The 26132-nt window shown below is 71.8% G+C and carries 21 protein-coding genes; 15 read left to right on the plus strand and 6 right to left on the minus strand.

All coding sequences use genetic code 11. From position 1 onward, the window contains the following. Nucleotides 1-135 precede the first annotated feature (135 nt). Nucleotides 136-1923 (minus strand): serine/threonine-protein kinase, encoded by a 1788-nt coding sequence (locus ACSQ2D_RS09380; protein ID WP_435985685.1) that lies wholly within the window; start codon nucleotides 1921-1923, stop codon nucleotides 136-138. 185 nt (nucleotides 1924-2108) lie between these two features. On the opposite strand from ACSQ2D_RS09380, the gene ACSQ2D_RS09385 reads away from it, so the two are divergent. From ACSQ2D_RS09385 to ACSQ2D_RS09400, 4 genes are all read left to right on the plus strand, one after another. Continuing rightward, nucleotides 2109-3218: a YihY/virulence factor BrkB family protein gene (locus ACSQ2D_RS09385; RefSeq protein ID WP_435985686.1), complete on the plus strand. Its 1110-nt coding sequence runs from the start codon at nucleotides 2109-2111 to the stop codon at nucleotides 3216-3218. Nucleotides 3219-3300: 82 nt separating this feature from the next. Continuing rightward, nucleotides 3301-4515, plus strand: coding sequence for an FUSC family protein (locus ACSQ2D_RS09390; RefSeq protein ID WP_435985687.1), 1215 nt, complete (start codon nucleotides 3301-3303; stop codon nucleotides 4513-4515). A 482-nt stretch (nucleotides 4516-4997) separates the two neighbouring features. Then, nucleotides 4998-5393 carry a MerR family transcriptional regulator gene (locus ACSQ2D_RS09395; protein WP_435985688.1) on the plus strand — a complete coding sequence of 132 codons (396 nt, stop codon included), beginning with the start codon at nucleotides 4998-5000 and terminating at the stop codon, nucleotides 5391-5393. 56 nt (nucleotides 5394-5449) lie between these two features. Beyond that, nucleotides 5450-6487 (plus strand): aldo/keto reductase, encoded by a 1038-nt coding sequence (locus tag ACSQ2D_RS09400; RefSeq protein WP_435985689.1) that lies wholly within the window; start codon nucleotides 5450-5452, stop codon nucleotides 6485-6487. Between the two features lie 79 nt (nucleotides 6488-6566). Here ACSQ2D_RS09400 and ACSQ2D_RS09405 read toward each other — a convergent pair whose 3' ends face one another. Then, complete coding sequence (locus ACSQ2D_RS09405) at nucleotides 6567-8336, minus strand: hypothetical protein (protein WP_435985690.1); 1770 nt, start codon at nucleotides 8334-8336, stop codon at nucleotides 6567-6569. A gap of 171 nt (nucleotides 8337-8507) precedes the next feature. Between ACSQ2D_RS09405 and ACSQ2D_RS09410 the strand changes: the two genes are divergently transcribed. The 6 genes from ACSQ2D_RS09410 (at nucleotide 8508) to ACSQ2D_RS09435 (ending at nucleotide 13475) form a co-directional block, all read left to right on the plus strand. Beyond that, nucleotides 8508-9161 (plus strand): MBL fold metallo-hydrolase, encoded by a 654-nt coding sequence (locus tag ACSQ2D_RS09410; protein WP_435985691.1) that lies wholly within the window; start codon nucleotides 8508-8510, stop codon nucleotides 9159-9161. A gap of 22 nt (nucleotides 9162-9183) precedes the next feature. Continuing rightward, a complete protein-coding gene (locus ACSQ2D_RS09415; protein ID WP_435985692.1) occupies nucleotides 9184-9990 on the plus strand; it encodes an ABC transporter ATP-binding protein in 807 nt (268 codons plus the stop codon). Further along, on the plus strand, nucleotides 9966-11537 hold the full coding sequence (locus ACSQ2D_RS09420; protein WP_435985693.1) for a hypothetical protein: 1572 nt from the start codon (nucleotides 9966-9968) through the stop codon (nucleotides 11535-11537). Before ACSQ2D_RS09415 ends, ACSQ2D_RS09420 begins: the two co-directional genes overlap by 25 nt. Before the next feature lie 122 nt (nucleotides 11538-11659). Then, the gene (locus ACSQ2D_RS09425) at nucleotides 11660-11833 is read left to right on the plus strand and encodes a hypothetical protein (RefSeq protein WP_435985694.1); all 174 of its coding nucleotides are present in this window, start codon (nucleotides 11660-11662) and stop codon (nucleotides 11831-11833) included. Next, nucleotides 11830-12546: a cytochrome b N-terminal domain-containing protein gene (locus tag ACSQ2D_RS09430; protein WP_435985695.1), complete on the plus strand. Its 717-nt coding sequence runs from the start codon at nucleotides 11830-11832 to the stop codon at nucleotides 12544-12546. Before ACSQ2D_RS09425 ends, ACSQ2D_RS09430 begins: the two co-directional genes overlap by 4 nt. Beyond that, a complete protein-coding gene (locus ACSQ2D_RS09435; protein ID WP_435985696.1) occupies nucleotides 12543-13475 on the plus strand; it encodes a hypothetical protein in 933 nt (310 codons plus the stop codon). Before ACSQ2D_RS09430 ends, ACSQ2D_RS09435 begins: the two co-directional genes overlap by 4 nt. A 50-nt stretch (nucleotides 13476-13525) precedes the next feature. Here ACSQ2D_RS09435 and ppgK read toward each other — a convergent pair whose 3' ends face one another. After that, the gene (gene ppgK / locus ACSQ2D_RS09440) at nucleotides 13526-14296 is read right to left on the minus strand and encodes a polyphosphate--glucose phosphotransferase (protein ID WP_435985697.1); all 771 of its coding nucleotides are present in this window, start codon (nucleotides 14294-14296) and stop codon (nucleotides 13526-13528) included. A gap of 137 nt (nucleotides 14297-14433) precedes the next feature. Next, nucleotides 14434-15315 (minus strand): type I methionyl aminopeptidase, encoded by an 882-nt coding sequence (gene map / locus ACSQ2D_RS09445; RefSeq protein WP_435985698.1) that lies wholly within the window; start codon nucleotides 15313-15315, stop codon nucleotides 14434-14436. A 112-nt stretch (nucleotides 15316-15427) separates the two neighbouring features. On the opposite strand from map, the gene ACSQ2D_RS09450 reads away from it, so the two are divergent. Continuing rightward, nucleotides 15428-15637 (plus strand): methionine aminopeptidase, encoded by a 210-nt coding sequence (locus ACSQ2D_RS09450; RefSeq protein WP_435985699.1) that lies wholly within the window; start codon nucleotides 15428-15430, stop codon nucleotides 15635-15637. A 69-nt stretch (nucleotides 15638-15706) separates the two neighbouring features. Here ACSQ2D_RS09450 and panB read toward each other — a convergent pair whose 3' ends face one another. After that, nucleotides 15707-16597, minus strand: a complete 891-nt coding sequence (panB, locus tag ACSQ2D_RS09455) for a 3-methyl-2-oxobutanoate hydroxymethyltransferase (protein ID WP_435985700.1) — start codon at nucleotides 16595-16597, stop codon at nucleotides 15707-15709. A 278-nt stretch (nucleotides 16598-16875) separates the two neighbouring features. On the opposite strand from panB, the gene ACSQ2D_RS09460 reads away from it, so the two are divergent. From ACSQ2D_RS09460 to ACSQ2D_RS09475, 4 genes are all read left to right on the plus strand, one after another. Further along, nucleotides 16876-19200, plus strand: coding sequence for an immune inhibitor A domain-containing protein (locus ACSQ2D_RS09460; RefSeq protein ID WP_435985701.1), 2325 nt, complete (start codon nucleotides 16876-16878; stop codon nucleotides 19198-19200). Between the two features lie 155 nt (nucleotides 19201-19355). After that, nucleotides 19356-20693, plus strand: coding sequence for a type I glutamate--ammonia ligase (glnA, locus tag ACSQ2D_RS09465; RefSeq protein ID WP_435985702.1), 1338 nt, complete (start codon nucleotides 19356-19358; stop codon nucleotides 20691-20693). Nucleotides 20694-20743: 50 nt separating this feature from the next. Beyond that, nucleotides 20744-23776: a bifunctional [glutamine synthetase] adenylyltransferase/[glutamine synthetase]-adenylyl-L-tyrosine phosphorylase gene (locus ACSQ2D_RS09470; RefSeq protein ID WP_435985703.1), complete on the plus strand. Its 3033-nt coding sequence runs from the start codon at nucleotides 20744-20746 to the stop codon at nucleotides 23774-23776. Then, nucleotides 23773-25041: an MFS transporter gene (locus tag ACSQ2D_RS09475; RefSeq protein WP_435985704.1), complete on the plus strand. Its 1269-nt coding sequence runs from the start codon at nucleotides 23773-23775 to the stop codon at nucleotides 25039-25041. Before ACSQ2D_RS09470 ends, ACSQ2D_RS09475 begins: the two co-directional genes overlap by 4 nt. A gap of 66 nt (nucleotides 25042-25107) precedes the next feature. Here the strand turns inward: ACSQ2D_RS09475 and ACSQ2D_RS09480 are convergent, their stop codons facing one another. Further along, complete coding sequence (locus ACSQ2D_RS09480) at nucleotides 25108-26094, minus strand: peptidoglycan-binding domain-containing protein (protein WP_435985705.1); 987 nt, start codon at nucleotides 26092-26094, stop codon at nucleotides 25108-25110. Nucleotides 26095-26132: the final 38 nt, after the last annotated feature.

The following is a 26132-nucleotide window of genomic DNA, read 5'->3' on the forward strand; positions in this document are numbered from 1 at the left end:
CCTCCCGTCACCGTCGAGCCACACCGCGAGCACCCCGCCGTCCGCGGCGCCCCGCCCCAGATCTGAGGCACGGCCACCCGAACGCGGACGGCGGGGCCTCGGGGCGCCTCGACCGCCGCAGCGGCCCGGCCGTCGTCAGAGCCGGCGGCTGCTCAGCACCGACGATCGGTCGATCTTGAGGATCCCGCCGTCGTCCACGAGCGAGTAGGACGTCCGCTCCTCGAAGCGGCGCCCGTCGTCGAAGGCGTAGCGCAGGGTCGCGACGACCGACCGCGGCGCCGACCCGGTCGCCTGGCGCACGTCGACGGAGTCGACGGAGCCCCAGAAGCGCTCGTAGGTCGCGCGGCTGCCCGACGTCGTGGACCGGTAGCGGTCGGTCAGGCGCGCCCACCCGGCGTCGGTGTCGCCGGGCAGCAGCGCGTAGTAGTCCCGCACGGCGCGGGCCAGCTCGGCGTCCGTCGGGCCGCCCGGAGCCGCCGTCGTCGTGGAGTTCGAGGGCGTCGAGGGCGCCGTCGTGGGCGTCGACGACGGCGAGGGTCGGGGGCTCTGGGGCGCGCTCGTCGAGGGCGAGGGTGTCTCGGCCCGAGACGTGGTGGGAGCCGACGTCGTGGGTCGCGTCGTGGCCTTCGAGGTGCTGGAGGCGACGGGTGGCGCAGCCTGTCCACCGGGGTCGGTCGCGTCACGCTGCAGGCCCCAGACGGCAAGACCGGCACCGGCGAGCACGACCACGGCGATCAGGAGGAGCACAGCGGCCCGGCGGTGGCCCGGGCTCTCGCCGCGGTCCACGACCTCGCCGTCGTGGTCACCGCCCTCCGGCCACGCGACCTCGGAGGGTGGGGGTGGCGTGGCCCTCGCCGGCGTGTCGGTCGGGTCGGGTGCCCCGGCCGTCGGCAACCGCGTGGTGCCCGGGGTCGCGCCGCCGAGGTCGTCGCCGCCGCGGTCGCCATCGTGCCTCGACGCACCGCCCGCACCGCCCGCGGCGGCGGCTGCGGCCCCGGCTCCCGCGGCCCGCGCCGCTCCGCCGGCGGGCAGGACACGCGTACGGGCAGGGCGGTCGGCGGGTCCGTCGTCGGACGAGGTCACCGCTCCGCCGCGGGGCGGACGTCCGGCAGCGACCTCGGCGAGCTCGGCCGAGACGTCCTGCATCGACGGACGGTCCTCGGGTGATGCGGCGAGCATCGAGAGCAGGACGGGCGCGAGGGGACCGTCACCGGGCGGGGTGATCGAGCCGGACGCGACCCGGTGCAGCAGCGCCATCGCGTTGTCGCCGGTCCCGAACGGTGGCGTGCCCTCGGCAGCGGCATAGAGCGTGGCGCCGAGGGAGAAGACGTCGGAGGCCGGGCTCGACGCCGCCCCCCGGGCGACCTCTGGCGCCAGGTAGGCGGGGGTGCCCGTGACCATGCCGGTCGACGTCAGGGACGCGTCACCGACGGCGTGCGAGATCCCGAAGTCGGTGATGCGGGCCGTGCCGTCCTCGGCGACGAGCACGTTGCCCGGCTTGACGTCGCGGTGCACGATGTCGGCGCGGTGGGCGGCGGCGAGCGCCGCGGCGAGCTCGCCGCCGAGCTTGGCGACCTCGCGCACCGGCAGGGGTCCGCGCTCGGCCAGAACGGCGTGCAGGCTGCGCGACGGGAGGTACTGCATGACGAGGCACGGCTGACCGTCGTGGTCGACGACGTCGAAGACGGGGACGGCGTTCGGGTGGTGGAGGCGGGCCGTGTTGCGAGCCTCCCGCATGGCGCGTTCGTGGGCGACGCGGGTGTCGGCCTCGTCCAGGCCGACGGGGGAGTGCAGCTGCTTGAGGGCCACGGCACGGCTCAGTCGCTCGTCCCAGGCGAGCCACACGTGTCCCATGCCACCGGAGCCGATCCGGTTCATGAGCCGGTAGCGCCCGGCGATGAGGTCAGCCTGTCGGTCCACCATGCTCGGCCTCTCCCTCGGGTTCGTGTCGGCTCGTGGCCCGCCGTCCGGAGGCGACCACCCGCCCTGTGCGGGCGACGCATAGGGCTTCGTACCCACAGCAGCGCCCCATGCTGCCATTGCCCGCCGACGACCAGGGACCGGCCCCGTCCCGTGCGGCCGTCCCACCCATTGGGTACGGGCAGGGAATGGCACCCGCAAGCGACCCCTCACGCAGCAGCCGCGGCCAGGCGCAGTCCGGCACCCCCGACGACGCCCCCGACAGCAGCCCCGACATCAGCCCGGACGGCAGTCCTGATGGCACAGACCACGGCACGAGGACGTCCGGAGAGCCGGACAGTCCCGCCGACCTGCCCCGCTCCTCCCTCGTCGCAGCCCTCAAGCGTGCCCGGGTCGAGTTCAAGCGGGACAACCTCACCGACCTCGCGGCGTCGTTGACGTACTACGGCCTGCTCTCGATCGCCCCGGCGCTCGCCGTGCTCGTCGCGGCGCTCGGGCTCATGGGGCGCAACGCCACGGCCGAGGTCATCAGCCAGGTCCAGGCCATCGCACCCGGGTCGAGCGCGGACTTCGTGCGCACGCTCATCGCCCAGGCACAGGCGAACCGGACGAGCGCCGGCTTCGGGGCGGTCCTCGGCCTGCTCGTGGCCCTCTGGTCGGCGTCCGGCTACGTCTCGGCGTTCATGCGGGCCTCCAACGTCATCTACGACATCCCGGAGGGCCGTCCGCTCTGGAAGACCGTGCCGATCCGTGTCGGGGTGACCCTCTTCGCCGTCGTCGTCATGGTCGCCAGCGCGGTGATCGTCGTCGTCAGCGGGCCGGTGGCCGAGCAGGTCGGCAACCTCATCGGCGCCGGTGACACGGCTCTCCTCGTGTGGGGCGTGCTGAAGTGGCCCGTGCTGCTCGTCCTCGTCTCCGTGCTCTTCGCCGTCCTCTTCTGGGCCAGTCCCAACGCGAAGCAGGGAGGCGTCAAGTGGGTCAGCCCCGGCGGCGTCATCGCCGTGCTCATCTGGCTCGTCGTCTCGGGGCTCTTCGCGGTCTACGTCGCCCTGTTCTCGTCGTACAACAAGACCTACGGGTCCCTCGCCGGTGTCGTCATCTTCCTCGTCTGGCTGTGGCTGACGAACATCGCGATCCTGCTGGGCGCCGAGGTCAACGCCGAGCTCGACCGGAGCCGCGCGATCGCCGAGGGCGTCCCGGAGGACCTCGAACCGTTCGCGGAGCCGCGCGACACCCGCGCCATGGACGACATCGACAAGCGGGCCGTCGAAGAGGCGTCGCAGCGCAGGTCTTCGTGATCGGCCCCGCCGGGCGGCGCGAGGCGTCCGGGACGGCGCCTTCGGTGCCGGGTGGCGCGCCGCCGCGTGAGGGGCTCCGCGGATGAGCCAGTGGCGTGACGACGCGAGGCAGCGGGTGCGCGCCCTGCGACGGGCGTTCCACCAGCCCGGTCCCGAGCGCGATGCGCTGCTGCTGCTCGTCAAGGCTGCGGTGGCGACCGTCCTGGCCTGGCAGTTCGCCGTGCGGGTGCTGGACAGCCCGGTCCCGTTCTACGCGCCGATGGCAGCCCTGCTCGTCGTGGACCGCACCATGGTGCGGTCGATCTCGGCCAGCGCCCAGCGGATCGCCGCCGTCGTGCTCGGGCTCAGTGTCGCGTGGGTCGTGGCGACCGTCTTCGGCGTCACGTGGTGGACGATGTTCGGGGTCATCCTCGTCGCGCTCGTCATCGGTCGGTGGTCCCGCCTCGGGGAGCACGGCATCCAGGTGCCGGCCATGGTGCTCCTGTCGCTCATCACCGCCGGCGGCACCGACGAGCAGTTCACCTACCTGACGATCGTCGAGACCGTCGCGGGCGGCATCATCGGCGTGGCGACCAACGCGATCGTGTTCGCACCGCTGCACCTGACCAAGCCCCGTCAGCGGGTGTCGGCGCTCGCGCGACAGGTGCGCGAGCTCCTCGAGGAGATGGCCACCGGGCTCCGCGGGGACTGGGACGCCGAGTCGGCGCGTCGGTGGTACCGGCGCGGCGGCGAGATCGGCGACAAGGCGCCGTACGTCGTCGACGACATCCGGACCGGGCGCGAGAGCACGCGCTACAACCTGCGCGACAACCTCCGCCCTGCAGACGTGGACTGGGACGGCTACGAGCGCACGGTCACGACCCTGCGTCGCACGGTCTGGGAGGTCACGGGCATCGGACGCACCCTCGTCGACGCTGCGGACGAGCGACGTCGACGACCGGCCCCGTCCGACACCTTCCTCGGGGAGTATGCCGACGCGCTCGAGGCCATGGCGCAGGCCGTCTCCCAGCTGGGTCGGCACGACGACGACGCGACGGCCGCGTTCGACGCCGGCACGGCAAGGGCCCGGGAGGTCCTCACGTCGCTGCGCGAGGAGGTGCGCACGACGCCGCTCGAGGACCCCGAGCAGTGGCCGGTCTACGGCTCGCTCATCAGCGACTCGCTGCGGGCCGTCGCCGAGCTCGAGTCCGCCCGCGAGACGGCGGTGGTCCCCGGTGACACGGGGTCGCTACGACTGCCTCCGTCCTCGTCGGGGCTGTGGTCCCGGCTGCGACGACACGGGGAGCCGGGTCACTGACGTCGGCGGCCGGCGCGTAACCCCCGGGGGTGTCGGGTCGTTCCCAGAGCACGCGGCCACGAGGTCCGCGTCCAGCGCGGTCGTCCCCGACCGGGTCGGGGTCGGGGGACCCGCCCGGTCGGTCGTCCGCCGAGGAGAGAGGAGCGACCTGTGCCGGCACCCACCCTGCTCGAGACCGATCTCCCGCCCGACGCCGCCGTGACCCGGGCACCGGCCCCACGCATACCTCCTCGTCCCGCGGCCGCGGTCCCGAGGGCCGCGCGGTGAGCCGCGACGGATGCGCCGGGAGACCCGGCCCCGGCTGGGAGTGCTGGACGTGGCCCGCCGCCCAGGAGCGGCGGCTCGCCCCCGCCCGTGGCGTCGGCCGTCGTCGCCGGCGGCTGCTCCGGGTGACCGTGTGCAGGCCCGTGTCAGGCGGTCGTGAGCGCGACAGTCGCCCTCCCACTTGACTTCGAGTGCGCTCGAAGCGTCAGCATGGGTCCGTGACCGCCATCGCACCGCCCCAGGGCCTGACCATCGCCGAGGCGTCCGAGCGCACCGGCCTCACCACGCACACGCTTCGCTACTACGAGCGCGACGGGCTGATGCTGCGCGGCGTCGGCCGCACGAGCTCGGGCCACCGCGTCTACACCGAGCACGACCTGACGTGGGTCCGGATGCTGACGCGCCTGCGCGCCACGGGGATGCCGATCCGCGAGGTGAAGGCGTATGCCGCCCTGTGTCGTTCGGGCGACGGCAACGAGACCGAGCGCCTGGCGCTGCTGCAGAACCATCGGGCGAGGGTGCTGGCGCAGCTGGCCGAGGTCACCGAGCACCTCGGCGCCATCGACAACAAGATCGGGATCTACCAGTCCACGCTCGAACGCGCCGACGCCTGAGCCCTCGTGGCAGGCGGCTTGACTTCGAGCGCGCTCGAAGGGTTTGACTCGAACGCATGACCCAGAACCCCGAGACCACCGCCCCCGCCGGAGCCCGAGCACCGCTCGGCACGCGCACCCTGGGCACGGCGTCGCCCCTGACCGTCTCGACCATCGGCCTCGGCTGCATGGGGATGTCCGAGTTCTACGGCACGGGTGACGAGTCCGACGCCGTCGCGACCATCCACCGAGCGCTCGACCTCGGCGTCACCTTCCTCGACACGGCCGACATGTACGGGCCGTTCACCAACGAGAGGCTCCTCGGACGCGCCCTCGACGGCCGCCGCGACGGCGTCGTGCTCGCGACGAAGTTCGGCAACGAGCGGGCCGAGGACGGCACCCGTCTCGGCATCAACGGCCGGCCCGACTACGTCCGCCGTGCCGCCGACGCCTCCCTCCAGCGGCTCGGCGTCGACCACATCGACCTCTACTACCAGCACCGCGTCGACCCGACCGTCCCGATCGAGGAGACCGTCGGCGCGATGTCCGAGCTCGTCGAGGCGGGCAAGGTCGGCCACCTCGGGCTCTCGGAGGCCTCGTCCTCGACCATCCGGCGCGCGCACGCCGTCCACCCGATCACGGCGCTGCAGACGGAGTACTCCCTCTTCACCCGCGACGTCGAGGACGAGATCCTCCCGACGCTGCGCGAGCTCGGCATCGGCCTCGTGCCCTACTCGCCCCTCGGTCGCGGCATCCTCACCGGCGTCATCACCTCGCCTGACGACCTCGAGGCCGGCGACTCGCGGCGCACCGCCTACTTCCCGCGCTTCCAGGGCGAGGCCCTCGAGTCCAACCTGGCCCTCGTCGCGCGGGTGCGCGACATCGCCGCGTCGAAGGGCGCGACCGCCGGGCAGCTCGCCCTCGCCTGGGTCCTCGCCCAGGGCGACGACGTCGTGCCGATTCCCGGCACCAAGCGGCTGCGCTACCTCGAGGAGAACGTCGGGGCCGCCTCCGTGCAGCTCACCGCCGACGACCGTGCAGCGATCGACGCCGCCGTGCCCCGGGCTGCCGTGCAGGGCGCACGCTACGGCGACATGTCGAGCATCGACGCCTGAGATCCCCGAGATCCCCGAGATCCCCTGAGAGACCTGGTGGCGGCCGAGGCTCCGGTGCAGCGGCGGCGTCGCTCCGGGCCTACCGCCGCAGGACGTCCCGGAGGTTGACGACGAGCACGATCACGGCCACCGACACGAGTACCCAGTAGCTGACCAGCTGCCAGTTCCCGGCGAAGTCGGAGAGCAGGGACAGCACCACCGTGAGCGCGACGAGGCGCAGGACGTAGGCGAGGAGGTAGCCGCGGGCGAAGGCTTCGACGCCGAGGACGAGGGTGATGACCACGAGTGCACCCAGCGGCCGGTCGGTCACCTCGGGCTTGAAGAAGCCTGCGACGAGGTAGAGGACGAGGGGCGTGCTGACGACGGCCCAGACCGCGAGCAGCCGGTCCCGCGAGCGCTCGCTCGCGGCGATCGGCGTCCGACGGTGGGACAGGTGCGCGTGCGGCGAGGCCGTGGGGAGCCCGTCGCGGAGGGCGCGCTCCATGCGGGACCGCTCGTCGCGCAGGCGAACCGCCTTCATCCGCACCGCCGTGAGCTCGCGCTCGTCGGGTGCGAGACCACGCACGTCGGGGCTGTCCGGACCGAGTCCGGCTGCGCGCGTCGTCACGGCGTGGACCCTGGCGTCGGCCTGCTCCGTCAGGTCGGCGAGCTGCTGGTCGATCTCGTCGATGCGGTCGGCGACGAGGGCGGCCTCGGCCTCGGGGCTCGGGGCGACCTTGGCGAGCGCGGCCCAGCCCACCGGGTCGCCCCAGGACAGCCGGACCGTGGCGTCGCGCTCGTAGCGCGGGCCGGCGGGCCCGCGCTCGCCGCCGAACCGGTCCTTCGTGTCGTGTCCCCAGAGCCCGCGGTAGTCGCGCACCCACGCGGTCCTGTCGTCGATGACGACGGGACTCCAGGCCAGCTCGGCCGAGGGGCCGATCGACGGCCCGTCGCCGCGTGCGTAGTCGATGTACGGGATGCCGAGCCCGGCGCCCTGGGCCGCGCGCGCCCACGGGGCGAAGAGCTTGGCGAGACGACGCACGGCGGGGATGACGCCGCCCCAGGACGGTGGAGCGACGGTGATGAGGTAGTCGCCGGGCAGGTAGGCGCCCGAATGGGATCCGGCGCCGGCGAAGACGACGGGGTGGCGGCCGTCGACCGTCTCGAGGTCGGGGTCGTCCCACCGGCGACGGAGGTCGTCGCCCGTCTCGTCGTGGGCGCTGAAGATGACCCAGCGTGGTGGTGGCAGACCGTCGTCGCCGAGCGTCCCCGTGCCGTCGAGGAAGATGGTCACCTGTTCCCAGTCGGCCTCGTGCTCGTTGACCCCGGAGAAGCCGGATCGCCAGTTGTTGAAGGCGTAGAAGAACCAGTACTGGCACACGACCCAGCCGTCGCTGCGCACGACGCGGCCGTAGTAGGTCGGGCGGTCGGGGGAGAGGTGCTCCTGCTGGACGGCATACGCGGTCGCGGCGCTGCCGCCGGGCACCGAGCCGCGGAGCAGCAGCGACAGCCGGCTCAGCGTGTCGATGGTCCGGCCCAGCAGGCCGACCTGCGCCAGCCGGCTCCCGGCCCGGAAGCTCGGTCGGGCACCCGGGAGCGCCCTCCGCAGGCGCTCGACGAACGACCGCGGCTCGGTGATGCCCGACAGCGACAGCCCGGGCCCGTCGTGGTCCGTGCCGTGGGCGGCGAGGGAGGCCAGGTCGAGCGTCCCGGGCGGAGCGACGACCGTGGCCGACCCCGCCTCGTTGCGGATGAGGCTCGCGTGCGTCACGTAGGCGTCGACGGCGACCGGCAGGAAGTACTCGCCGCGGGTGAGCCGCACGACGGGCTCGTAGGCCCGGAGCAGGCGGAGGTCCTCGTCATGCTCCACGGTGTCCACCCGCCGTCACCCCGATCCAGCCACGCCCGCACGTGCCGGTCCTGGGAGCGACCGGTCCTGCGGTGAGTCTGTCATCCGGCCATGACGCGTGCAGAGGGATGTTCGCGGGTGTGCGCTGTGTCTCGCGGTTCGGGCGGCGGGGACCGTGATTAGGGTGGTGGCATGCGCGTGACTCACCTCGGACATGCCTGCCTCCTCGTCGAGACCGCGGACCGTCGCATCCTCATCGACCCGGGCAGCTTCTCGACGGGCTTCGAGGAGCTCACCGGCCTCGACGCAATCCTCGTGACCCACAACCACGCCGACCACTTCGACGCCGAGCGCGTCAGTGCCCTGATCCGCTCCAACCCCGGCGCCACGGTGCACACCGACCCCCTCACGGCCGAGAAGCTGCGCGACGAGGGTCTGGCGGCGGTGCCGTCGCGGCAGGGCGAGGACTTCGCCGTCGGCGACGTCACGGTGAGCCCGGTCGGCGAGCTGCACGCGTTCAACCACGCGTCGATGCCGCGCATCCCCAACGTCGGTGTCGTCCTGCGGGCCGACGGCGAGCCCTCCCTCTTCCACCCGGGCGACGCCTACGACGGCGAGCCCGGGCAGGTCGACGTCCTCGCCCACCCTCTCAACGCCCCGTGGGCCGCGAGCCGGGACTCCATCGCCTTCGTCGGGCGCATCGCCCCGAGGGTCTTCATCCCCATCCACGACGCGCTGCTCAGCGACGTCGGGCACCGGATGTACTCCGGCCACATCGAGCAGTTCTCCGGTGTCGCCGGCCTCACGTACACCCCGCTGCGCGACGCCGAGTCGGCGACCTTCTGACGCTCGATCTCGGGGGAGTGACATGAGCGACGTGACCGATCTGCCTGCACCGCAAGGCGACCCGACCGAAGGGCCGGCGATCGCGCTTCGCGGGCTGGGCAAGCGCTTCGGTGACCTCATCGCCGTCAAGGGGATCGACCTCGACGTGCCGCGCGGCTCGTTCTTCGGGCTCGTCGGCCCCAACGGCGCCGGCAAGACGACGACGCTGTCGATGGTCACGGGCCTGCTTCGTCCGGACGCCGGTCAGGCGTTCGTCCTGGGCCGCGACGTCTGGGACGACCCCGTCGCCGCCAAGCGGCTCATCGGCGTGCTCCCCGACGGGCTCAAGCTCTTCGACCGCCTGACCGGTCTCCAGCTCATCACGTATGCCGGTCTGCTCCGGGGGATGTCGCGTGAGCTCGCGTCGGAGCGGGCGTCCGAGCTCGTGGCCGCCCTGGGCCTCTCCGAGGCGCAGGGCAAGCTCGTCGTCGACTACTCGGCAGGCATGACGAAGAAGGTCACGCTCGCGTCGGCGCTCGTCCACGCGCCGCGCGTGCTCGTGCTCGACGAGCCGTTCGAGGCCGTCGACCCGATCTCGGCCGCGACGATCCGTCGGATCCTCTCCGGCTTCGTCGAGTCCGGAGGCACGGTCGTGCTCTCGAGCCACGTCATGGACCTCGTCGAGCGCATCTGCACGCACGTCGCCGTCATCTCGGACGGGCTCGTCCTCGCCGCCGGCCCGCTCGACGACGTCCGGGATGGCCGGTCGCTGGAGGAGCGGTTCGTCGACCTCGTCGGCGGGTCGACCGAGGTGGTGGGGCTCTCGTGGTTGCGCACCTCGTCCGACTGAAGCTCACCCTGCTGCGCAACATCTTCCGGCGCAGCCGGGCCCAGGCCATCGGTGCCGTCGTCGGCATCGTCTACTTCGCGGTCCTCGTGGCCGGGCTCGCCGTCATCCTCGCCTCGTTCCGCCAGTCGCTCGACGCGGCGCGCGTCGTCATCCCGCTCGCGGGCGCCGCCGGCATCGTGCTCTGGACCGTCGTGCCGCTCTTCTCCTTCGGCTCCGACCCGACGCTCGACCCGGGGCGCTTCGCCACCTTCGCCGTCCCGCACCGCGACCTGGCGGTCGGCCTCGTGGCCGCTGCGCTCGTCGGCCTGCCGGCGATCGCGTCCATGGTGCTGTCGGCCGGGGTCGTCGTCGCGTGGTCCCACACCGTGGCCTCGACCGCGGTCGCCGTCGTCGCTACGGCGGTCGGTCTGCTCACGGCGATCACGACGAGCCGCTGGGTGTCCGCGATCATGACCCATGCGATCTCGAGCCGTCGGGGCCGTGACGTCATCGCGGTCCTGGGGCTGCTCCTGCTCATCGTCATCGGGCCGGCCATCTCCGTGGTGGCCAACCTCGGCGCGGACCTGCGCGACGTCGCCACGACCGCCGCAGCCGTCGTCGGCTGGTCGCCGCTCGGCTGGGCGTGGGCCGCCCCGGGTGACGTGGCGGCGGGCGACACGGCGATCGGGCTGGTGCGCCTGGCCCTGGCCGCAGGACTGCTCGTCGTCGTCTTCTCGCTGTGGTCCCGGGTGCTCCGTGACGAGGTCGACAACCCGCGCGCGGTCTCGCGGTCCGACTCGGGCACCTCTGTGGGCGACGACCTCGGCCTGCTGGCCCGGCTGCCCGGCACGCCGCTCGGCGCCATCGCGGCACGGGTTCTGACCTACTGGCGCCGGGACCCCCGCTACCAGATCAGCATGGCCATGACCCCGGTCGTCCCGCTCGCCCTGCTCATCCCGTTCGTCACCGGCGACGTGACATGGACGCCGCTGCTGATGGGCCCGCTCGTCGCGTTCCTCCTCGGCTGGAGCGAGCACAACGCCGTCGCCTACGAGTCCGACGCGCTGTGGCTGCACGTCGTCTCCGGCACCTCTGGCCGCGACGACCGGCGGGGGCGCCTGCTGCCCGACGTCCTCCTCGCCGCGGTCCTCGTGCCCGTGTACGTCGTCGTCGGGGTCGCGGTCGCCCACCGCTGGGACCTCCTGCCGGCCGCGCTCGGTCTGTCGGTGGCCCTGCTCGGAGCGGGGTATGCCGTGTCGAGCGTCATGAGCGTCGTGCTGCCCTATCCCGTGCCCGAGTCGGGCGAGAGCCCCTTCAACGCGCCACCGGGCGCCGCCGGGATCACCATCGCGGCCCAGTCGATGGCGAGCCTCGGCACGCTGCTGCTCGCATCGCCGACGATCCTGCTCGCCTGGTGGGCCTGGCAGGGGTCCGTCGCAGCGGGCTGGGCGGCCGGCGTCGTCGGGCTCCTGCTCGGCGGTGTCGTCGGCGTCGTCGGCGTCGGCGTCGGCGCACGGCTCTACGAGCAGCGTGCCCCGGAGCTGCTCTCGGCGCTGCGGCGCTCGTAGGCGCGGGCACCGCAGATCACATTCGGTCGCCGGGGCGGGGGCCGAGGATCTACTCTTACAACGTGTAGTAGATCTGCGCCGGGCAGGAGGACTCACAGCTTCGCACTCCCCGGAGGCCAGAGATGATCACCCAGTTCCTCGCCGCGTCGCAGCCGGTGCCCGCAGGGCCCGTCGTCCAGTGGGGGTGGCTGACGATCACGGTCGCCAACCTCCTGGTGATCCTGCTCATGGTCGTCGTCTTCGTCCTCGCGCTCCTGCTGCCCTTCCCGGCGCCCCCTGAGGAGGAGGACCGGTGAGCCGGGCGCCGACGCCCCTGCGCCCGGGATCTCCCGAGCCGCAGGCGCGGCCCCAGAGCACCACGTGGACGGCTGCGGTCACCCGTTGGGTCGAGGGTCTCGTGCCTCAGGGGCAGTGGCTGCCCGATCGCCAGCCGGCCTACGTCGCCTCGTGGATCTACGTCTTCGGGGTCGCCTGTCTCGCCAGCCTCGTCGTCATCATCGTCTCCGGACTGGTCCTGGCGATCGGTGGAGTCTCGTGGTGGCATACGAGCGAGCTCGGTCACTTCGTCAACTCCGTCCACCTGTGGAGCGTCGAGCTCTTCTTCGCCACCATGGTGATCCACCTGTGGGGCAAGTTCTTCATGGCCGCGTGGCGCGGCAACCGTGGACTCACTTGGGCGACAGGAGCGCTCGCCTTCTTCGGTTCGCTGGGGACCGCGTTCACGGGCTACCTCGTGCAGACCAACTTCGACGCTCAGTGGATCTCCACGCAGGCCAAGGACGGGCTCAACGCAGCGGGCATCGGCGCGTGGTTCAACGTCACGGACCTCGGGCAGATGATGCTGTGGCACGTCTCGCTGCTCCCGCTCGTGGTGGGAGCCATCGTCGTCGCGCACATCGTCCTGGTGCGGCGACACGGCGTCGTCCCACCGATCGGCGCGACCGAGCCGTCGGTCGCCGCGGGCGACACGTCCCCGACGCCGAGCACGCCCCCAGGGGTGCAGTCATGACCCGCCGGACGGGCGGGTGGGGACCCACTCCGGACTCGCACGCCTTCCCGACGCGTCGGTATGACCTCGTCAAGGAGTTCGTCATCGCCCTCGCCGCGGTCTCGGTGCTCTCCGTCGGGGCCGCACTCGTCTTCTCGTCTCCCGACGAACCGGCGATCTCGTTGCAGCAGTGGGCCCGACAGGCACCGGCCGACGTCGTCGCCACCGCCGCAGGCGAGCTCGCGGGAACCACGACGAGCGCTGGTTACGGTCCGCCCTACAACACCGCCGGAGAGGGCCAGAGCCTCGGCCCGGTGAACCTCCAGACCATGCCCGGGGTCACCATCCCGGTCGACTCCGCGAAGGATCTCGTCCTCGACCCGGTCCGGAGCCTCACCTCGGACCCGGCCGCAACCGCAGCGGTCCGCGCCTGGGACGCTGCGCCGGCGGACCGGCAGCAGGCCTGGGCCACCGCGTACGCGGACGCGCTGTCCAGCGCGCCGGACGGCGACCCGGCCAAGGTCGCCGCCGGCGACTACGGACCGGTCCCGGCCATCGCGGCGGCCGAGCTGCAGCTCGCCGACAGCGGGGCGCTCGAGGGGCTGCTCACCTCCCGGACGTCCTTCTTCGGTGCCGACAGCACCAAGGCACTGCTGCTGCTCGCCGACGGGACCCATCTGGAGGAGGCGGCTCGGTCCCAGAACCTGGGTGGGGACCAGTGGGGGATCATGAACGAGACCGGCAGCTACCCCGGTCAGCCCTGGCTCTGGCTCTACTCGCTGTGGTACCAGGTGCCGCCGTTCTCGACGTCCGAGAACGCGGACATCGCCGTCTGGGCCCTGATGGTCGTGCTGAGCATCGGCTTCATCTGCATCCCGTGGATCCCGGGGCTGCGCACGCTGCCACGCCATCTGGGGGTCCACCGGCTCGTCTGGCGCAGCCGACCCTGACGCGGGACGGCGGGGGTGGAGCGCCCGTGCCGGGCGCTCCGGCCGCCGGCTCAGGACCGGTCGGCAGCGATGTCGGCGGCGAGGTGGGCGGCGCCGATGATGCCGGCCTGGTTGCGCAGCTGGGCCGGGACGATGGGGCAGCGCAGCTTGAGCTTCGGCAGGAAGTCGTCGCTGTCCTTGGAGATGCCGCCGCCGACGATGATGAGGTCGGGGGAGAAGAGCTTCTCGATGGTGTCGTAGTAGGTCTGGAGGCGCTCGGCGTACTCGTCCCACGAGAGGCCCTCGGAGTCCTTGACGGACGACGCGGCCCGGTCCTCGGCGTCGTAGCCGTCGATCTCGAGGTGACCCAGCTCGGAGTTCGGCACGAGCCGCCCGTCATGGATCAGGGCGGTGCCGATGCCGGTGCCGAGGGTCGTGAGGATGACGAGGCCCTGCACCCCCTTGGCGGCCCCGTAGTACATCTCGGCGAGACCGGCGGCGTCGGCGTCGTTGAGGACGGTCACCGCGCGACCCGTGTGCTCCTTGATGAGGGCCTCGGCGTCGGTGTTGATCCACGACGGGTCGATGTTGGCCGCCGAGAGCACGGTGCCGCGGATGACGACCGCCGGCACGGTCACGCCGATGGGGGAGTCGCCCGTCACGTCGGCGAAGTGGTCGACGATCTGGTCGACGACCTCGGCCACGGCGTCGGGCGTGGCCGGCTTCGGCGTCAGGATCTTCAGCCGCTTGCCGGCCAGGTCGCCGGCCTTGAGGTCGACGGGCGCGCCCTTGATGCCGCTGCCGCCGATGTCGATGCCGAGGGGCTTGCCGTGCTTGGCCATGGTCCGTACTTCCTTGTCGAGGACGTGGTCGTGGGGTGTCAGCTGGTGGTGCGGGGTGACGCGGTGCGCTCAGGTGCTGCCGTGGGTGCGACGTGGTGCGAGTGGTGCGAGTGGTGCGACGTGGGTGGCCGGCCGGCTCAGGGGGCGGCGTCGCCCTCGGGCAGGGTGAGGATCTCGAAGCCGTCGTCGGTGATGAGGATCGTGTGCTCGAACTGGGCCGACCGCTTGCGGTCGCGCGTCACGACGGTCCACCGGTCGTCCCACATGTCCCACTCCGGCGTGCCGAGGTTGAGCATCGGCTCGATGGTGAACGTCATGCCGGGCTCGATGACGGTCTCGTAGTGGGGAGCGGCGTCGTAGTGCGGGACGATGAGCCCGGAGTGGAACTCGAGCCCGATGCCGTGCCCGGTGAAGTCGCGAACGACGCCGTAGCCGAAGCGCTTGGCGTAGCTCTCGATGACGCGGCCGATGACGTTGATCTCGCGGCCGGGACGGGCGGCCCGGATGCCGCGCATCATCGCCTCGTGGGTGCGCTCGACGAGGAGACGGGACTCCTCGTCGACGTCGCCGACGAGGTAGGTCGCGTCGGTGTCGCCGTGGACGCCGTGGATGAAGGCCGTGACGTCGATGTTGACGATGTCGCCGTCCTCGAGGGGCCGCGCGTCGGGGATGCCGTGGCAGATCACCTCGTTGACGCTCGTGCACACCGACTTCGGGAAGCCCTTGTAGCCCAGGGGCGAGGGGTAGGCGCCGTGGTCGAGCATGTACTCGTGGGCGATCGCGTCGAGCTCGTCGGTGGTGACCCCGGGCGCGATGGCCCTGGACGCCTCGACCATGGCCGTGGCCGCGATGCGCGAGGCGATGCGCATCTTCTCGATGGTCTCGGTGTCCTTGATGCGCAGGTCGCCGTCCTCGCGCGGGTTGGGCACGTCGACGTAGTGCGGCCGCTCGATCGAGGCGGGCACCGGTCGTCGCGGACTGAGGGGGTGTGCTGACACCCGCGGCTGGAGCAACGGCATACGGTGGAGTCTAGGTCGTCAGCGGGTGCCGTCCACGAGGGGCGTTCACGACGCGGACCCGCTCGAGCCGGATGGCAGGTCGGAAGAGTCCGAAGAGAGAAGGAGTGCGCACGTGAGCTTCTGGTACAACGTCGACACGGGTCAGGTCGAGACCGACGAGAACCGCAGCCGCGGTGAGCAGGTGCTCGGGCCGTACGCCACCGAGGCGGAGGCGCAGGCGGCCCTCGAGACCGCCCACAAGAAGACCGAGCAGTGGGACTCCGAGGACCGCGACTGGAACCAGCGCGGCGGCTCGGCCTCGGGCGGCGACAGCGACGCCTGAGCGCGGCGACCCGCCCCACCCCACACCGCGCTCCGCCCGACCGGTCCCGACCGGTCGGGCGGCGTCGTCTCAGGACTCGAAGGAGTGCTCGGCGTCGGGGAACGCGCCCGACTCGACGTCGGCGGCATACGCCCGGGCGGCGTCGAGCAGCGTGCCGCGCAGGTCGGCGTACTTCTTGACGAACCGCGGTGCCTTGCCGCTGCGCAGGCCTGCGAAGTCGCTCCACACGAGCACCTGGGCGTCGGTGCCGCTGCCGGCGCCGATGCCGATCGTCGGGATGCTCAGCACCTCGGTGACCCGGGCCGCGACGGGGGCCGGGACCATCTCGAGGACGACGGCGAAGGCGCCGGCGTCCTGCAGTGCCCGCGCCTCGTCGACGAGCGCGTCGGCCGCGTCGCCACGCCCCTGCACGCGGTAGCCGCCGAGCTGGTGCTCGCTCTGCGGCGTGAAGCCGACGTGGGCCATGACCGGGATGCCGGCGTCGGTGAGAGCCTTGACGAGCGGCACCATGGCCGTGCCGCCCTCGAGCTTGACGGCGTGGGCCAGGCCCTCCTTCATGAGGCGCACGGCGCTCGCGAAGCCCTGCTCGACCGACCCGCCGTAGGAGCCGAAGGGCAGGTCGGCGACGACGAGCGCGCGACGGGTGGCCGTCGACACGGCCCGGACGAGCGGGATCATCTCGTCGAGCGTGACGGGCACGGTCGTCTCGTAGCCGTAGACGTTGTTGCCCGCCGAGTCGCCGACGAGCAGCACCGGGATCCCGGCCTCGTCGAAGATCTGCGCGGCGTACATGTCGTACGCCGTGAGCATCGCCCAACGGCGCCCCTCCGCCTTGAGCGCGTGCAGGTGGGGGATGCGCACCTTCCGTGGGCCCGGAGCGGAGCCCGCGGCCGCGGGGGAGCCCTGGGCACGGCTCCCGGAACCGTAGGGACTCTGCTCCTCGGGGGCGTCTGTGCTCATCCCGGGAGCATATCGGCGCCCCGGGGGAGGCCCTGGGCAGTCGTCGGCCGGTTCAACGGATGCCTCTGTGACAGATGGGGTTCCCTACTCGACGCGAGGCCTGGTTGGGAAGGGTGAAGGGCCGTCTCTTTACGAAGATTTTACGTTCTTTGCGACGAACTGCCTTGCAGCACAAGTTTTTTCGAATTGTCTGGCACCAGGCGCCACATTGTCTGTGTTCTGTGTTCTTATACGCGAGGTGCCGGATTTGCGGCGCCTTGTGACCAGGAGGACAGATCGTGAACAAGCGCCATTGGAGTGCTGTTTCGGGGCTGGCCGTGGGGGCGCTCGTCGTCACCGGGCTGAGCGCGCCGATGCAGGCTCAGGCAACTCCCGTTGCCAAGGCCCCGGTGAGCGGAGACCCCGCAGCCGCCCAGGCCTCGCAGCCCGACAACCTGCCCAACCCCCTTGCCGAGGCCCAGGCGGCCGAGCGCAAGGACGCCGTGGCCAAGCTCCTCAAGGGCGAGGCCTCGACGAAGACCATCAACGGCAACCGCGTCATCGAGGTCAAGAGCAAGGGCAAGGACGGCAAGCCGGCCAAGTCCAAGTACGTCAACTACCCGGTGAACCGCGAGGAGGACATCTTCACGATCCTCACCGACTTCGGCACGCAGACGAAGTCGCCGTTCGACACGACCCCCGGGCCGGTGCACAACCAGATCGCCGCGCCCGACCGCACGTGGGACGGCAACGCGACCGACGACAACTCGACGTATTGGGTCAAGGACTTCAACCGCGACCACTACCTCGAGATGATGTTCGGCACGGGTGAGTCGTTCAAGGACTTCTACCTCAAGCAGTCCAACGGTCGGTTCCTCGCCAAGGGTGACGTCTCCGACTGGGTGACCGTCCCCTACAACGAGGCCCGCTACGGCGCCAAGAACAACGCCGACGGCTACTGGAACTACGTCAAGGACACCGCGACGGCCTGGTACAACGCCCAGAAGGCGGCGGGCAAGAGCGACGCCGACATCAAGACGTACCTCGCGCAGTTCGACAAGGTCGACCGCTACGACTACGACGGTGACGGCGACTTCAACGAGCCCGACGGCTACATCGACCACTTCCAGGCGATCCACGCCGGTGAGGGCGAAGAGGCCGGCGGCGGCGCCCAGGGCGTCAACGCCATCTGGTCGCACCGCTGGTACGCCTTCTCGACCGACGCCGGCAAGACCGGTCCGGACTTCAACAAGCTCGGTGGCGTGCCGCTCGGCACCTCCGGCATGTGGATCGGCGACTACACGACCGAGCCCGAGAACGGTGGCCTCGGCGTCTTCGCGCACGAGTTCGGTCACGACCTCGGTCTGCCCGACCTCTACGACACCAACAACGGTGACAACAGCACGGCCTTCTGGACCCTCATGAGCGGTGGCTCGTGGCTCAACCGCGGCACCGACTCGATCGGCACGACCCCCGGCTACATGGGTCCGTGGGAGAAGCTCCAGCTCGGCTGGCTCGACTACAAGACCGTCCCCTTCGGTGACGACACGTCGGTCAAGCTCAGCCAGGCCGACCTCGCGACGAAGAGCGGCTCGGTGCAGGCCCTCGTGGTCCCGCTGCCCGAGCGCACCGTGACCTCCGACCGCAACACGCCGCACTCCGGCAAGGCGGAGTGGTGGAGCGGCTTCGGCGACAACCTCAGCTCGACGCTCGCGCGCCCCGTCGACCTGACCGGCGCCAAGACCTCGGCCTCGATCAGCGCCTGGGTCCAGGGCAACCTCGAGAAGGACTACGACTACCTCTACGGCGAGGTGTCGACCGACAACGGCGCCACGTGGGTCCAGGTCGGCTCGCCCGTCAACGGCGTCTTCGCCTGGGCGCAGAAGACGTGGGACCTCTCGTCCTACAAGGGGCAGAGCATCCAGTTCCGCTTCCGCGTCGCCACCGACGGCGGCGTCTCCAGCGAGGCCTTCGTCGACGACATCGCCGTGACCACCGACGGCGTCGCCGGCGCGGTCGACGACGTCGAGTCGGGTGCCGGTGCCTGGGTCGCCAAGGGTGGCTTCGCCGTCATCGACGGCACCACCTCGAAGCAGGTCCAGGACTTCTACCTCGCCGAGAACCGCGTCTACAGCGGCTACGACGCGACGCTGAAGACCGGTCCGTACAACTTCGGCTGGGGCAACAGCAGGCCCGACTGGGTGGAGCGCTTCCCGTACCAGAACGGCATGCTCGTCTGGTTCGCCAACGGCGAGTACGGCGACAACAACACCATCGACCACCCCGGTGGCGGTCAGGTGCTCCCGGTCGACGCCCGCCCGGCGCCGATCATGCTCAACAACGCCGACGGCTCCAAGTCGATGCTCGGCAACCGTCGCCAGCCCTTCGACGCCACCTTCGGTCAGGAGGCCACCGACGCGGTGACCTTCCACCGCAACGGTGTCGAGACGGTCGTCCCGTCCTCGCCGGCGATGCCGACGTTCGACGACTCGGACGTCAACCGCTACTGGTCCGCGGCGAACCCGCTCGGCTCCACCAAGGTGGCCGGCTCGGGCACGACGATGACCGTGACGAAGACGCGTGACGGCGGCAACGAGCTGCAGGTCAAGGTCGCGTTCAAGTGACACACCCCGTGACCGCGAGGTCATGAGCGCGTCGGGCCCCCGGGACACGTCCCGGGGGCCCTTCGCGTGCCCGCCCGGCGGCATACGACAGGGCTCTCGTCCCAAAGATCGTGTGTCGCAACATCCGTGAAACAGCCATGCGGCAGGATCGACACATGAACCGTCAGGAAGAGTTCGTGCTGCGCACGATCGAAGAGCGAGACATCCGGTTCGTCCGTCTGTGGTTCACGGACGTCCTCGGCACCCTGAAGTCGGTGGCGGTCGCCCCGGCCGAGCTCGAGGGGGCCTTCGCCGAGGGCATCGGCTTCGACGGTTCGGCGATCGAGGGTTTCGCGCGCGTCTACGAGGCCGACATGCTGGCCAAGCCCGACCCGTCGACCTTCCAGATCCTGCCCTGGCGCGGCGACCCTCCCGGCACGGCGCGGATGTTCTGCGACCTCCAGCTGCCTGACGGCACGCCGAGCTTCGCCGACCCGCGGCACGTGCTCCAGCGGGCCCTCGGCAAGGCCGCGGACCTCGGCTTCACCTTCTACACCCACCCCGAGATCGAGTTCTTCCTCCTCGAGCAGGGACGCGGCCCTGACGGGCGGCCCGTCCCGGTCGACGACGCCGGCTACTTCGACCACGTGCCGCACGGCACCGGCCACGACTTCCGCCGCGCCGCGATCACGATGCTCGAGAACATGGGCATCTCGGTCGAGTTCAGCCATCACGAGGGCGCCCCGGGCCAGAACGAGATCGACCTGCGCTACGCCGACGCGCTCAGCACGGCCGACAACATCCAGACCTTCCGGACGGTCGTCAAGGAGGTCGCCCTGACGCAGGGGATCTACGCGACCTTCATGCCCAAGCCGTTCTCCGAGCACCCCGGGTCGGGGATGCACACGCACCTCTCGCTCTTCGAGGGCGACTCGAACGCCTTCTTCGAGGCCGGCGCCCCCTACCAGCTGAGCAAGGTGGGGCGGCAGTTCATCGCCGGCCTGCTGCGCCACGGGGCCGAGATCGCCGCCGTGACGAACCAGTGGGTCAACTCCTACAAGCGCCTCTGGGGCGGGGGAGAGGCTCCGGCCCACCTCACGTGGGGCCACAACAACCGTTCCGCGCTCGTCCGGGTGCCGATGCACAAGCCCAACAAGGGCCAGTCGACGCGCGTCGAGGTCCGTTCGCTCGACGCCGCCTGCAACCCCTACCTCGCCTTCGCGGTCCTGCTCGGGGCGGGCCTCAAGGGCATCGAGGGGGGCTACGAGCTGCCTCCCGAGACCGAGGACGACGTCTGGAGCCTCACCGACTCCGAGCGCCGCGCCATGGGCATCAAGCCGCTGCCGTCCTCGCTCGGTCGGGCGCTCGAGGTCATGGAGGAGAGCGAGCTGGTGGCCGACGTCCTCGGCGAGCACGTCTTCGACTTCTTCCTGCGCAACAAGCGCCAGGAGTGGCTCGACTACCGTCACGAGATCAGCCGCTTCGAGCTCGACCGCTACCTGCCGCGACTCTGACCGGACGGGCCCCACCCTCCCGGACCCGACCACCGAGCGATTCGACACCGATGTCATCACGCACCAGCACGACCGAGGGAGCCCTGGCCCGGCTCGGTTTCGCCGACCCCGACCGAGGCGTCGGGCTCATCGACGACCGCGCGCTGCTGCCGATCCGGGCCGCCTTCGAGGACGGCCAGCTCGACCCCCTCGCCGCCGTCATGGGCGACACCGCCGACCCCGACCAGTGCCTGCTCGGGCTGGTCCGGGTCGCGGAGTCCCTCGCCGCACTCGGTGACCCGCCCGGGTGGGGCATCTCCGCCTTCGCGGCCGAGCTCGCCACGCCCGGTGTCGGGCGCGACCGCGTCCTCGGCGTGCTCGGGGCCTCGACGGCACTCGTCGACGAGCTGGTGCGACACCCGGAGCACTGGGTCGACGCCGCGCGTGCCGAGCGCCGCACCGGCGAGCAGGTGCGCAGCGACCTCGTGCACGCCGTGACCGACGAGCGCGCGGACCGCACGCCGCTCGACGCCCTGCGCATCGCCTACCGCCGCGGGCTGCTGCGGATCGCCGCGCTCGACGTCACGGCCGCCGACCCGCTCGCCGAGATGCCCGCCGTCGGCGAGGCCCTCGCCGAGCTGGCGGAGGCCGCCCTGGAGGCCGCCCTCGCCATCGCGAGGGAGGAGTACGGCGACGGCCACGAGGTATGCCGTCTCGCCGTCATCGGGATGGGCAAGACGGGCGGTGGCGAGCTCAACTACGTGAGCGACGTCGACGTCATCTTCGTCGCGGAGCCGGCCGACGGCGCCGACGAGGACCTCGCGCTGCGGGTCGGCACGGCCCTCGCCACGGCCGTCATGCGGGCGTGCTCGACGCCCACGCCCGAGGGCAGCCTGTGGCCGGTCGACGCCGCGCTGCGCCCCGAGGGCAAGCAGGGCCCGCTCGTGCGCACCATCAGCAGCCACAAGGCCTACTACGAGCGCTGGGCCAAGACGTGGGAGTTCCAGGCGCTGCTCAAGGCGTGGGTGTCGGCGGGCGACAAGGAGATCGGGCTGCGCTACAAGGCGGAGATCTCGCCGATGGTGTGGGAGGCGGCCGGACGGGACAAGTTCGTCGAGGACGTCCAGGCGATGCGGCGCCGCGTCGAGCAGCACGTGCCCGCCAACGAGGCAGCGCGCCAGCTCAAGCTCGGTCCGGGGGGCCTGCGCGACGTCGAGTTCAGCGTGCAGCTGCTCCAGCTCGTGCACGGGCGCACCGATCCGAGCCTGCGGTCCGCGACGACGCTCGAGGCCCTCGCGGCGCTGGCCCGCGGCGGCTACGTGGGCCGTGACGACGCCGCCATCCTCGACCGGGCCTACCGCCACCTGCGCTGCCTCGAGCACCGCATCCAGCTGCACCGGCTGCGCCGCACGCACCTCATGCCGGTGACGGAGGCGGACCTGCGCCGGCTGGGTCGGGCGATGGGCCACCGCACGCACCCGGAGCGGGCCGTCGTGGCCGACCGCCAGGCGTCGGCCCGGGAGGTGCGCCGGCTCCACGAGCGGCTCTTCTACCGCCCGCTGCTCGCCGCCGCCGCGAAGCTCAGCCCGACCGAGGCACGACTCAGTCCCGAGGCAGCCCGACAGCGGCTCCTCGCCCTCGGCTTCCGCGATCCGGCCGGCGCCCTGCGCCACATCGAGGCCCTGACGACGGGTGTCAGCCGTCGCGCCGCCATCCAGCGCACGCTGCTGCCGGTCATGCTCGGCTGGTTCGCCGACGAGGCCGACCCCGACGCCGGGCTCCTGTCCTTCCGTCGCGTCTCCGACGAGCTCGGCTCGACCCACTGGTACCTCAAGATGCTCCGCGACGAGGGACGTGCTGCCGACCGTCTCGCGCACTGCCTCGCGCGCAGCCGGTACGCCGCGGACCTGCTCGTCCGCTCGCCCGAGAGCGTCTCGATCCTCGGCGACGACAACGGTCTGACGCCGCGCACGCGCGAGGCGATCACGGCGACGATGCAGTCGGCGGCCGGTCGTCGCGACTCGGCCGCGGACGCCGTGGCCGCGGTCCGCGCGATCCGGCGCCACGAGCTGCTCCGCATCGTCATGGGGGACCTCGTCGGGGTCATCGACCTGCCCGGTGTCGGGGCGGCCCTGACCGACCTCACCGGCTCGACGATCCAGGTCGCCCTCGAGGCGGCCACCCGTGAGGTGGAGCGGCGCGAGGGTGAGCCCGTCGGCGGTGACATCCTCGTCGTCGCCATGGGCAGTCTCGGTGGCCGGGAGCTCGGCTACGCCAGCGACGCCGACGTCATGTTCGTCCACCAGCCGCACCCCGGCTCGTCGGAGAAGGACGTCCAGGCCCGCGCGACCCTCGTGGTGCAGGAGCTGCGCAAGCTCCTCTCCGGCTCGGGTCCCGACCCGGCGCTCGGGCTCGACGCCGACCTGCGTCCCGAGGGCAAGGGCGGCCCGCTCGTGCGCAGCGTCGACTCGTTCCGCACGTACTACGAGCGATGGGCCCTCACGTGGGAGTTCCAGGCGCTCCTGCGCGCCACCCCGATCGCGGGGCCGTCGTCGCTGGCCGAGGCCTTCCTCGAGCTCATCGACCCGTTGCGGTGGCCCGAGGGCGGCCTCGACGACAGCCAGGTGCGTGACATCCGCACCCTCAAGGCGAGGGTCGAGAGCGAACGCCTGCCGCGGGGCGCCGACCCGCGCACCCACATCAAGCTGGGCCGCGGCGGCCTGACCGACGTCGAGTGGGTCGTCCAGCTGCACCAGCTCGAGCACGCCCACGCGCACCCGGCCCTCCGGGTCACCGGCACGATGGCCGGGCTCGCGGCGCTCGAGTCCGAGGGCCTGGTCGCGACCGACGACGTCGTGGCGCTGCGCGAGGCCTGGCGTCTCGGCGCGCTCATGCGCAACGCCGGTGTGCTGTGGCGGGGGAGGGCCATCGACAGCGTCCCGTCGGACCTGCGAGACCTCGACGGGATCGGCCGGATCATGGGTCGGCCGGCGGGCGAGGGAGCAGCCCTCGCCGAGCTGTGGCGCCGGGTGGCCCGACGCTCCCGGCACGCCACTGATTTCAACTTTTACGACACCCCACCTCGGGGTAGCGTCGTCACGTGAATCCGAGCCAGGGGCAGGGCGACAGCGCGCCGACGTACGCCGCCGTCCTCCGGGTCCCGCGGTACCTGCCGGTGTTCCTGGCCAACGCCCTCTCGATGTGGGGCGACTACATCGCGCGCGTCACGATCGCGGCCGTCGTCTACGAGCGCACGTCCTCGCCGCTCGCGACGGCCACGACGCTCGCGGTCAGCCTCGTGCCCACCTTCTTCGGTCGTAGCCTCATCGGTCCCATCGTCGACCGGTTCCCCTACAAGTGGGTCCTCATCTGGTCGCACCTGTTGCGGGCCGCGTGCGTCCTGGGTCTGATGTGGCTCGTCCTGCAGGGGGCGAGCTTCTGGTTGATGTTCCTCGTGCTCTTCGGGCTCGAGCTCATCGGCGGGGCGTCGACGGCCTCCTACATGGTGCTCGTCACGGACCTCTTCGAGGATCGCCACCTCTACGCCCGGGCCGTGGGACTCGGGGCGATGTCCGAGCAGTTCAACCAGGCGATCGGCCTGGCCGTCGGCGGTGGGCTCATCGTCCTCGTCGGTCCCGAGACGGGGCTGCTCTTCGACCTGCTGACGTTCGTCGTCGCGGCACTCGTGACGCTCTTCGTCGTCGAGCTCAAGCCCGTCTCGGGCGAGCGGGGTCGTGGCCTGCGCGGCTTCGCCCGCGACCTCACGACCGCCGCGGGCGACCTCGCGCGTCACCCGGTCCTCGCGCGACTCGTGACCCTGAGCGCCGTCGCGTGCCTCGGTATCGTCGCGCCCGAGGCGCTGGCCCTGCCGATCGCCGGGCAGAACGGCTGGGGCGGTGTGCTCATGGCCTCCCCGATCGTGGGGGCCGTCGTCGGCATCGTCCTCATCGGCCGCCGCGACGTGCACCAGCAGAACCGGTCGATCGTGCCGCTCGCGCTCCTCATGCCGCTGCCGCTGCTGCTGACTGCTCTCCAGCCGCCGATCTGGCTCGTCGCCCTGCTCTTCTTCGTGTCCGGCATGATGCAGGCGTTCATGGTGCCGTTGCAGGCGACGTTCGCCCTCGTCACGGAGCCGGCCCTGCGGGGTCGCATCTTCAGCCTGGCGGGGTCCGTCTCGATCGCCGCGGCCGGCCTCTCCTACCTCGCCGCCGGCTGGGTGGCTCAGCACTCGAGCGCCTACCTCGCCGTCACCATCTGTGCGGCGGTGTGCCTGGGCCTCATCACCCTCATCGCCGCGACGTGGCCGCACAGCCGGGTCCGTTCGGCCGTGGACTCCGCCTACGCGACGCCGTCCTCCCGCGCCGCCTGAGCGACGCGGAAGGACGTCCGGTGCCGGATGGTGTCCGGCGCGGTCCCCTCGGGGGGCAGCGCTTCGTCAGTGCATGCCGTTGGCGGCGAGCAGAGCCCGCCAGGTCGACGGGTAGGTGATGCCCGTGGCGCCGAGACCGTGCTTGGTCTGCCACGTCTTGAGGCGGCTCGTCGTGACCGAGGCGAAGGTGCCGGTCGCCGGGGACACCCCGATGGCCTGCTGCAGCGTCGTCACCGCGGGCCCGGACATGCCCGGACGCAGGACCATGCCCGAGCGGGGGACGAGCTGCTTGAGCAGTGCGCTCGCGCCGGACGGAGCCTTGACGACGGCGTAGCTCGGGCAGCGTCGCGGGTTGGGGGCCGCCTGGCCCTCGGACCAGTTGAGGTCCGCGGGTCGGCAGGGGCCCCAGTCGACCGGCGCGACCGCCTTGGTCCAGAACGAGGTACGCCCGTTCGCGCCCTCCCACGAGAGGCTGAGGTGGACGTGGTTGCGGTGACAGGCCGTGTCGTACGCCGATGAGGGCGTGTCGGCGCAGTTGCTGTACGGGCGCCATCCCTCCGAGGGGCGGTAGGAGCTCCACATCTTGTCGTTCCAGATGATGTACATGACGCCGAGTCGCCGCGCGTTGGCGTAGCGGTTGCCCGCCTTGTCGTACGCCAGCAGCCAGGTCAGCAGGGCGCTGGCCTCGGCGCGCTCGGTGGCGTTGCGCACGTTGAAGAACGTGTCGATGGCACGCCCGTCGAAGTGCTCCGACGACGGCGTCGTCGCCGACGTGCAGGTGCGCGAGAGGCCGTACGTGTTGCCGTACGTCGCCTGGATCAGCGTGGCGAGCTTCGCCGAGCCGGTCCGGGTGCGCAGGTCGCAGCCGGTTGGCGGGACGTAGGGCGACAGGCCCTCGATCGCGACCGGGAGGCCGGTCGGGGTCGGGGGCACGGCGGCGCCCCCGCCGGCGGTGGCCGGTGCGGCCACGGCGGACACGATGGCGAGCGAGGCGACCGCTGACAGCAGCAGGCCGAGACCGCGCAGGCGTCGGGGAAGGGTGGGGTGCTTCATGGGTTCTCCGAGACGGGGATCGGTGGGATCCACCCAGG

The sequence above is a fragment of the Terrabacter sp. LjRoot27 genome (genome assembly GCF_964254175.1).
Lineage (GTDB): Bacteria > Actinomycetota > Actinomycetes > Actinomycetales > Dermatophilaceae > Terrabacter.

Bases quoted from the DNA above. Each gene is read 5' to 3' on its own strand.
- ACSQ2D_RS09380 (WP_435985685.1), bottom strand. From the start codon at position 1,923: ATGGTGGACCGACAGGCTGACCTCATCGCCGGGCGCTACCGGCTCATG.
- ACSQ2D_RS09385 (WP_435985686.1), top strand. From the start codon at position 2,109: ATGGCACCCGCAAGCGACCCCTCACGCAGCAGCCGCGGCCAGGCGCAG.
- ACSQ2D_RS09390 (WP_435985687.1), top strand. From the start codon at position 3,301: ATGAGCCAGTGGCGTGACGACGCGAGGCAGCGGGTGCGCGCCCTGCGA.
- ACSQ2D_RS09400 (WP_435985689.1), top strand. From the start codon at position 5,450: ATGACCCAGAACCCCGAGACCACCGCCCCCGCCGGAGCCCGAGCACCG.
- ACSQ2D_RS09410 (WP_435985691.1), top strand. From the start codon at position 8,508: ATGCGCGTGACTCACCTCGGACATGCCTGCCTCCTCGTCGAGACCGCG.
- ACSQ2D_RS09415 (WP_435985692.1), top strand. From the start codon at position 9,184: ATGAGCGACGTGACCGATCTGCCTGCACCGCAAGGCGACCCGACCGAA.
- ACSQ2D_RS09425 (WP_435985694.1), top strand. From the start codon at position 11,660: ATGATCACCCAGTTCCTCGCCGCGTCGCAGCCGGTGCCCGCAGGGCCC.
- ACSQ2D_RS09435 (WP_435985696.1), top strand. From the start codon at position 12,543: ATGACCCGCCGGACGGGCGGGTGGGGACCCACTCCGGACTCGCACGCC.
- ppgK (WP_435985697.1), bottom strand. From the start codon at position 14,296: ATGGCCAAGCACGGCAAGCCCCTCGGCATCGACATCGGCGGCAGCGGC.
- map (WP_435985698.1), bottom strand. From the start codon at position 15,315: ATGCCGTTGCTCCAGCCGCGGGTGTCAGCACACCCCCTCAGTCCGCGA.
- panB (WP_435985700.1), bottom strand. From the start codon at position 16,597: ATGAGCACAGACGCCCCCGAGGAGCAGAGTCCCTACGGTTCCGGGAGC.
- glnA (WP_435985702.1), top strand. From the start codon at position 19,356: ATGAACCGTCAGGAAGAGTTCGTGCTGCGCACGATCGAAGAGCGAGAC.
- ACSQ2D_RS09470 (WP_435985703.1), top strand. From the start codon at position 20,744: ATGTCATCACGCACCAGCACGACCGAGGGAGCCCTGGCCCGGCTCGGT.
- ACSQ2D_RS09480 (WP_435985705.1), bottom strand. From the start codon at position 26,094: ATGAAGCACCCCACCCTTCCCCGACGCCTGCGCGGTCTCGGCCTGCTG.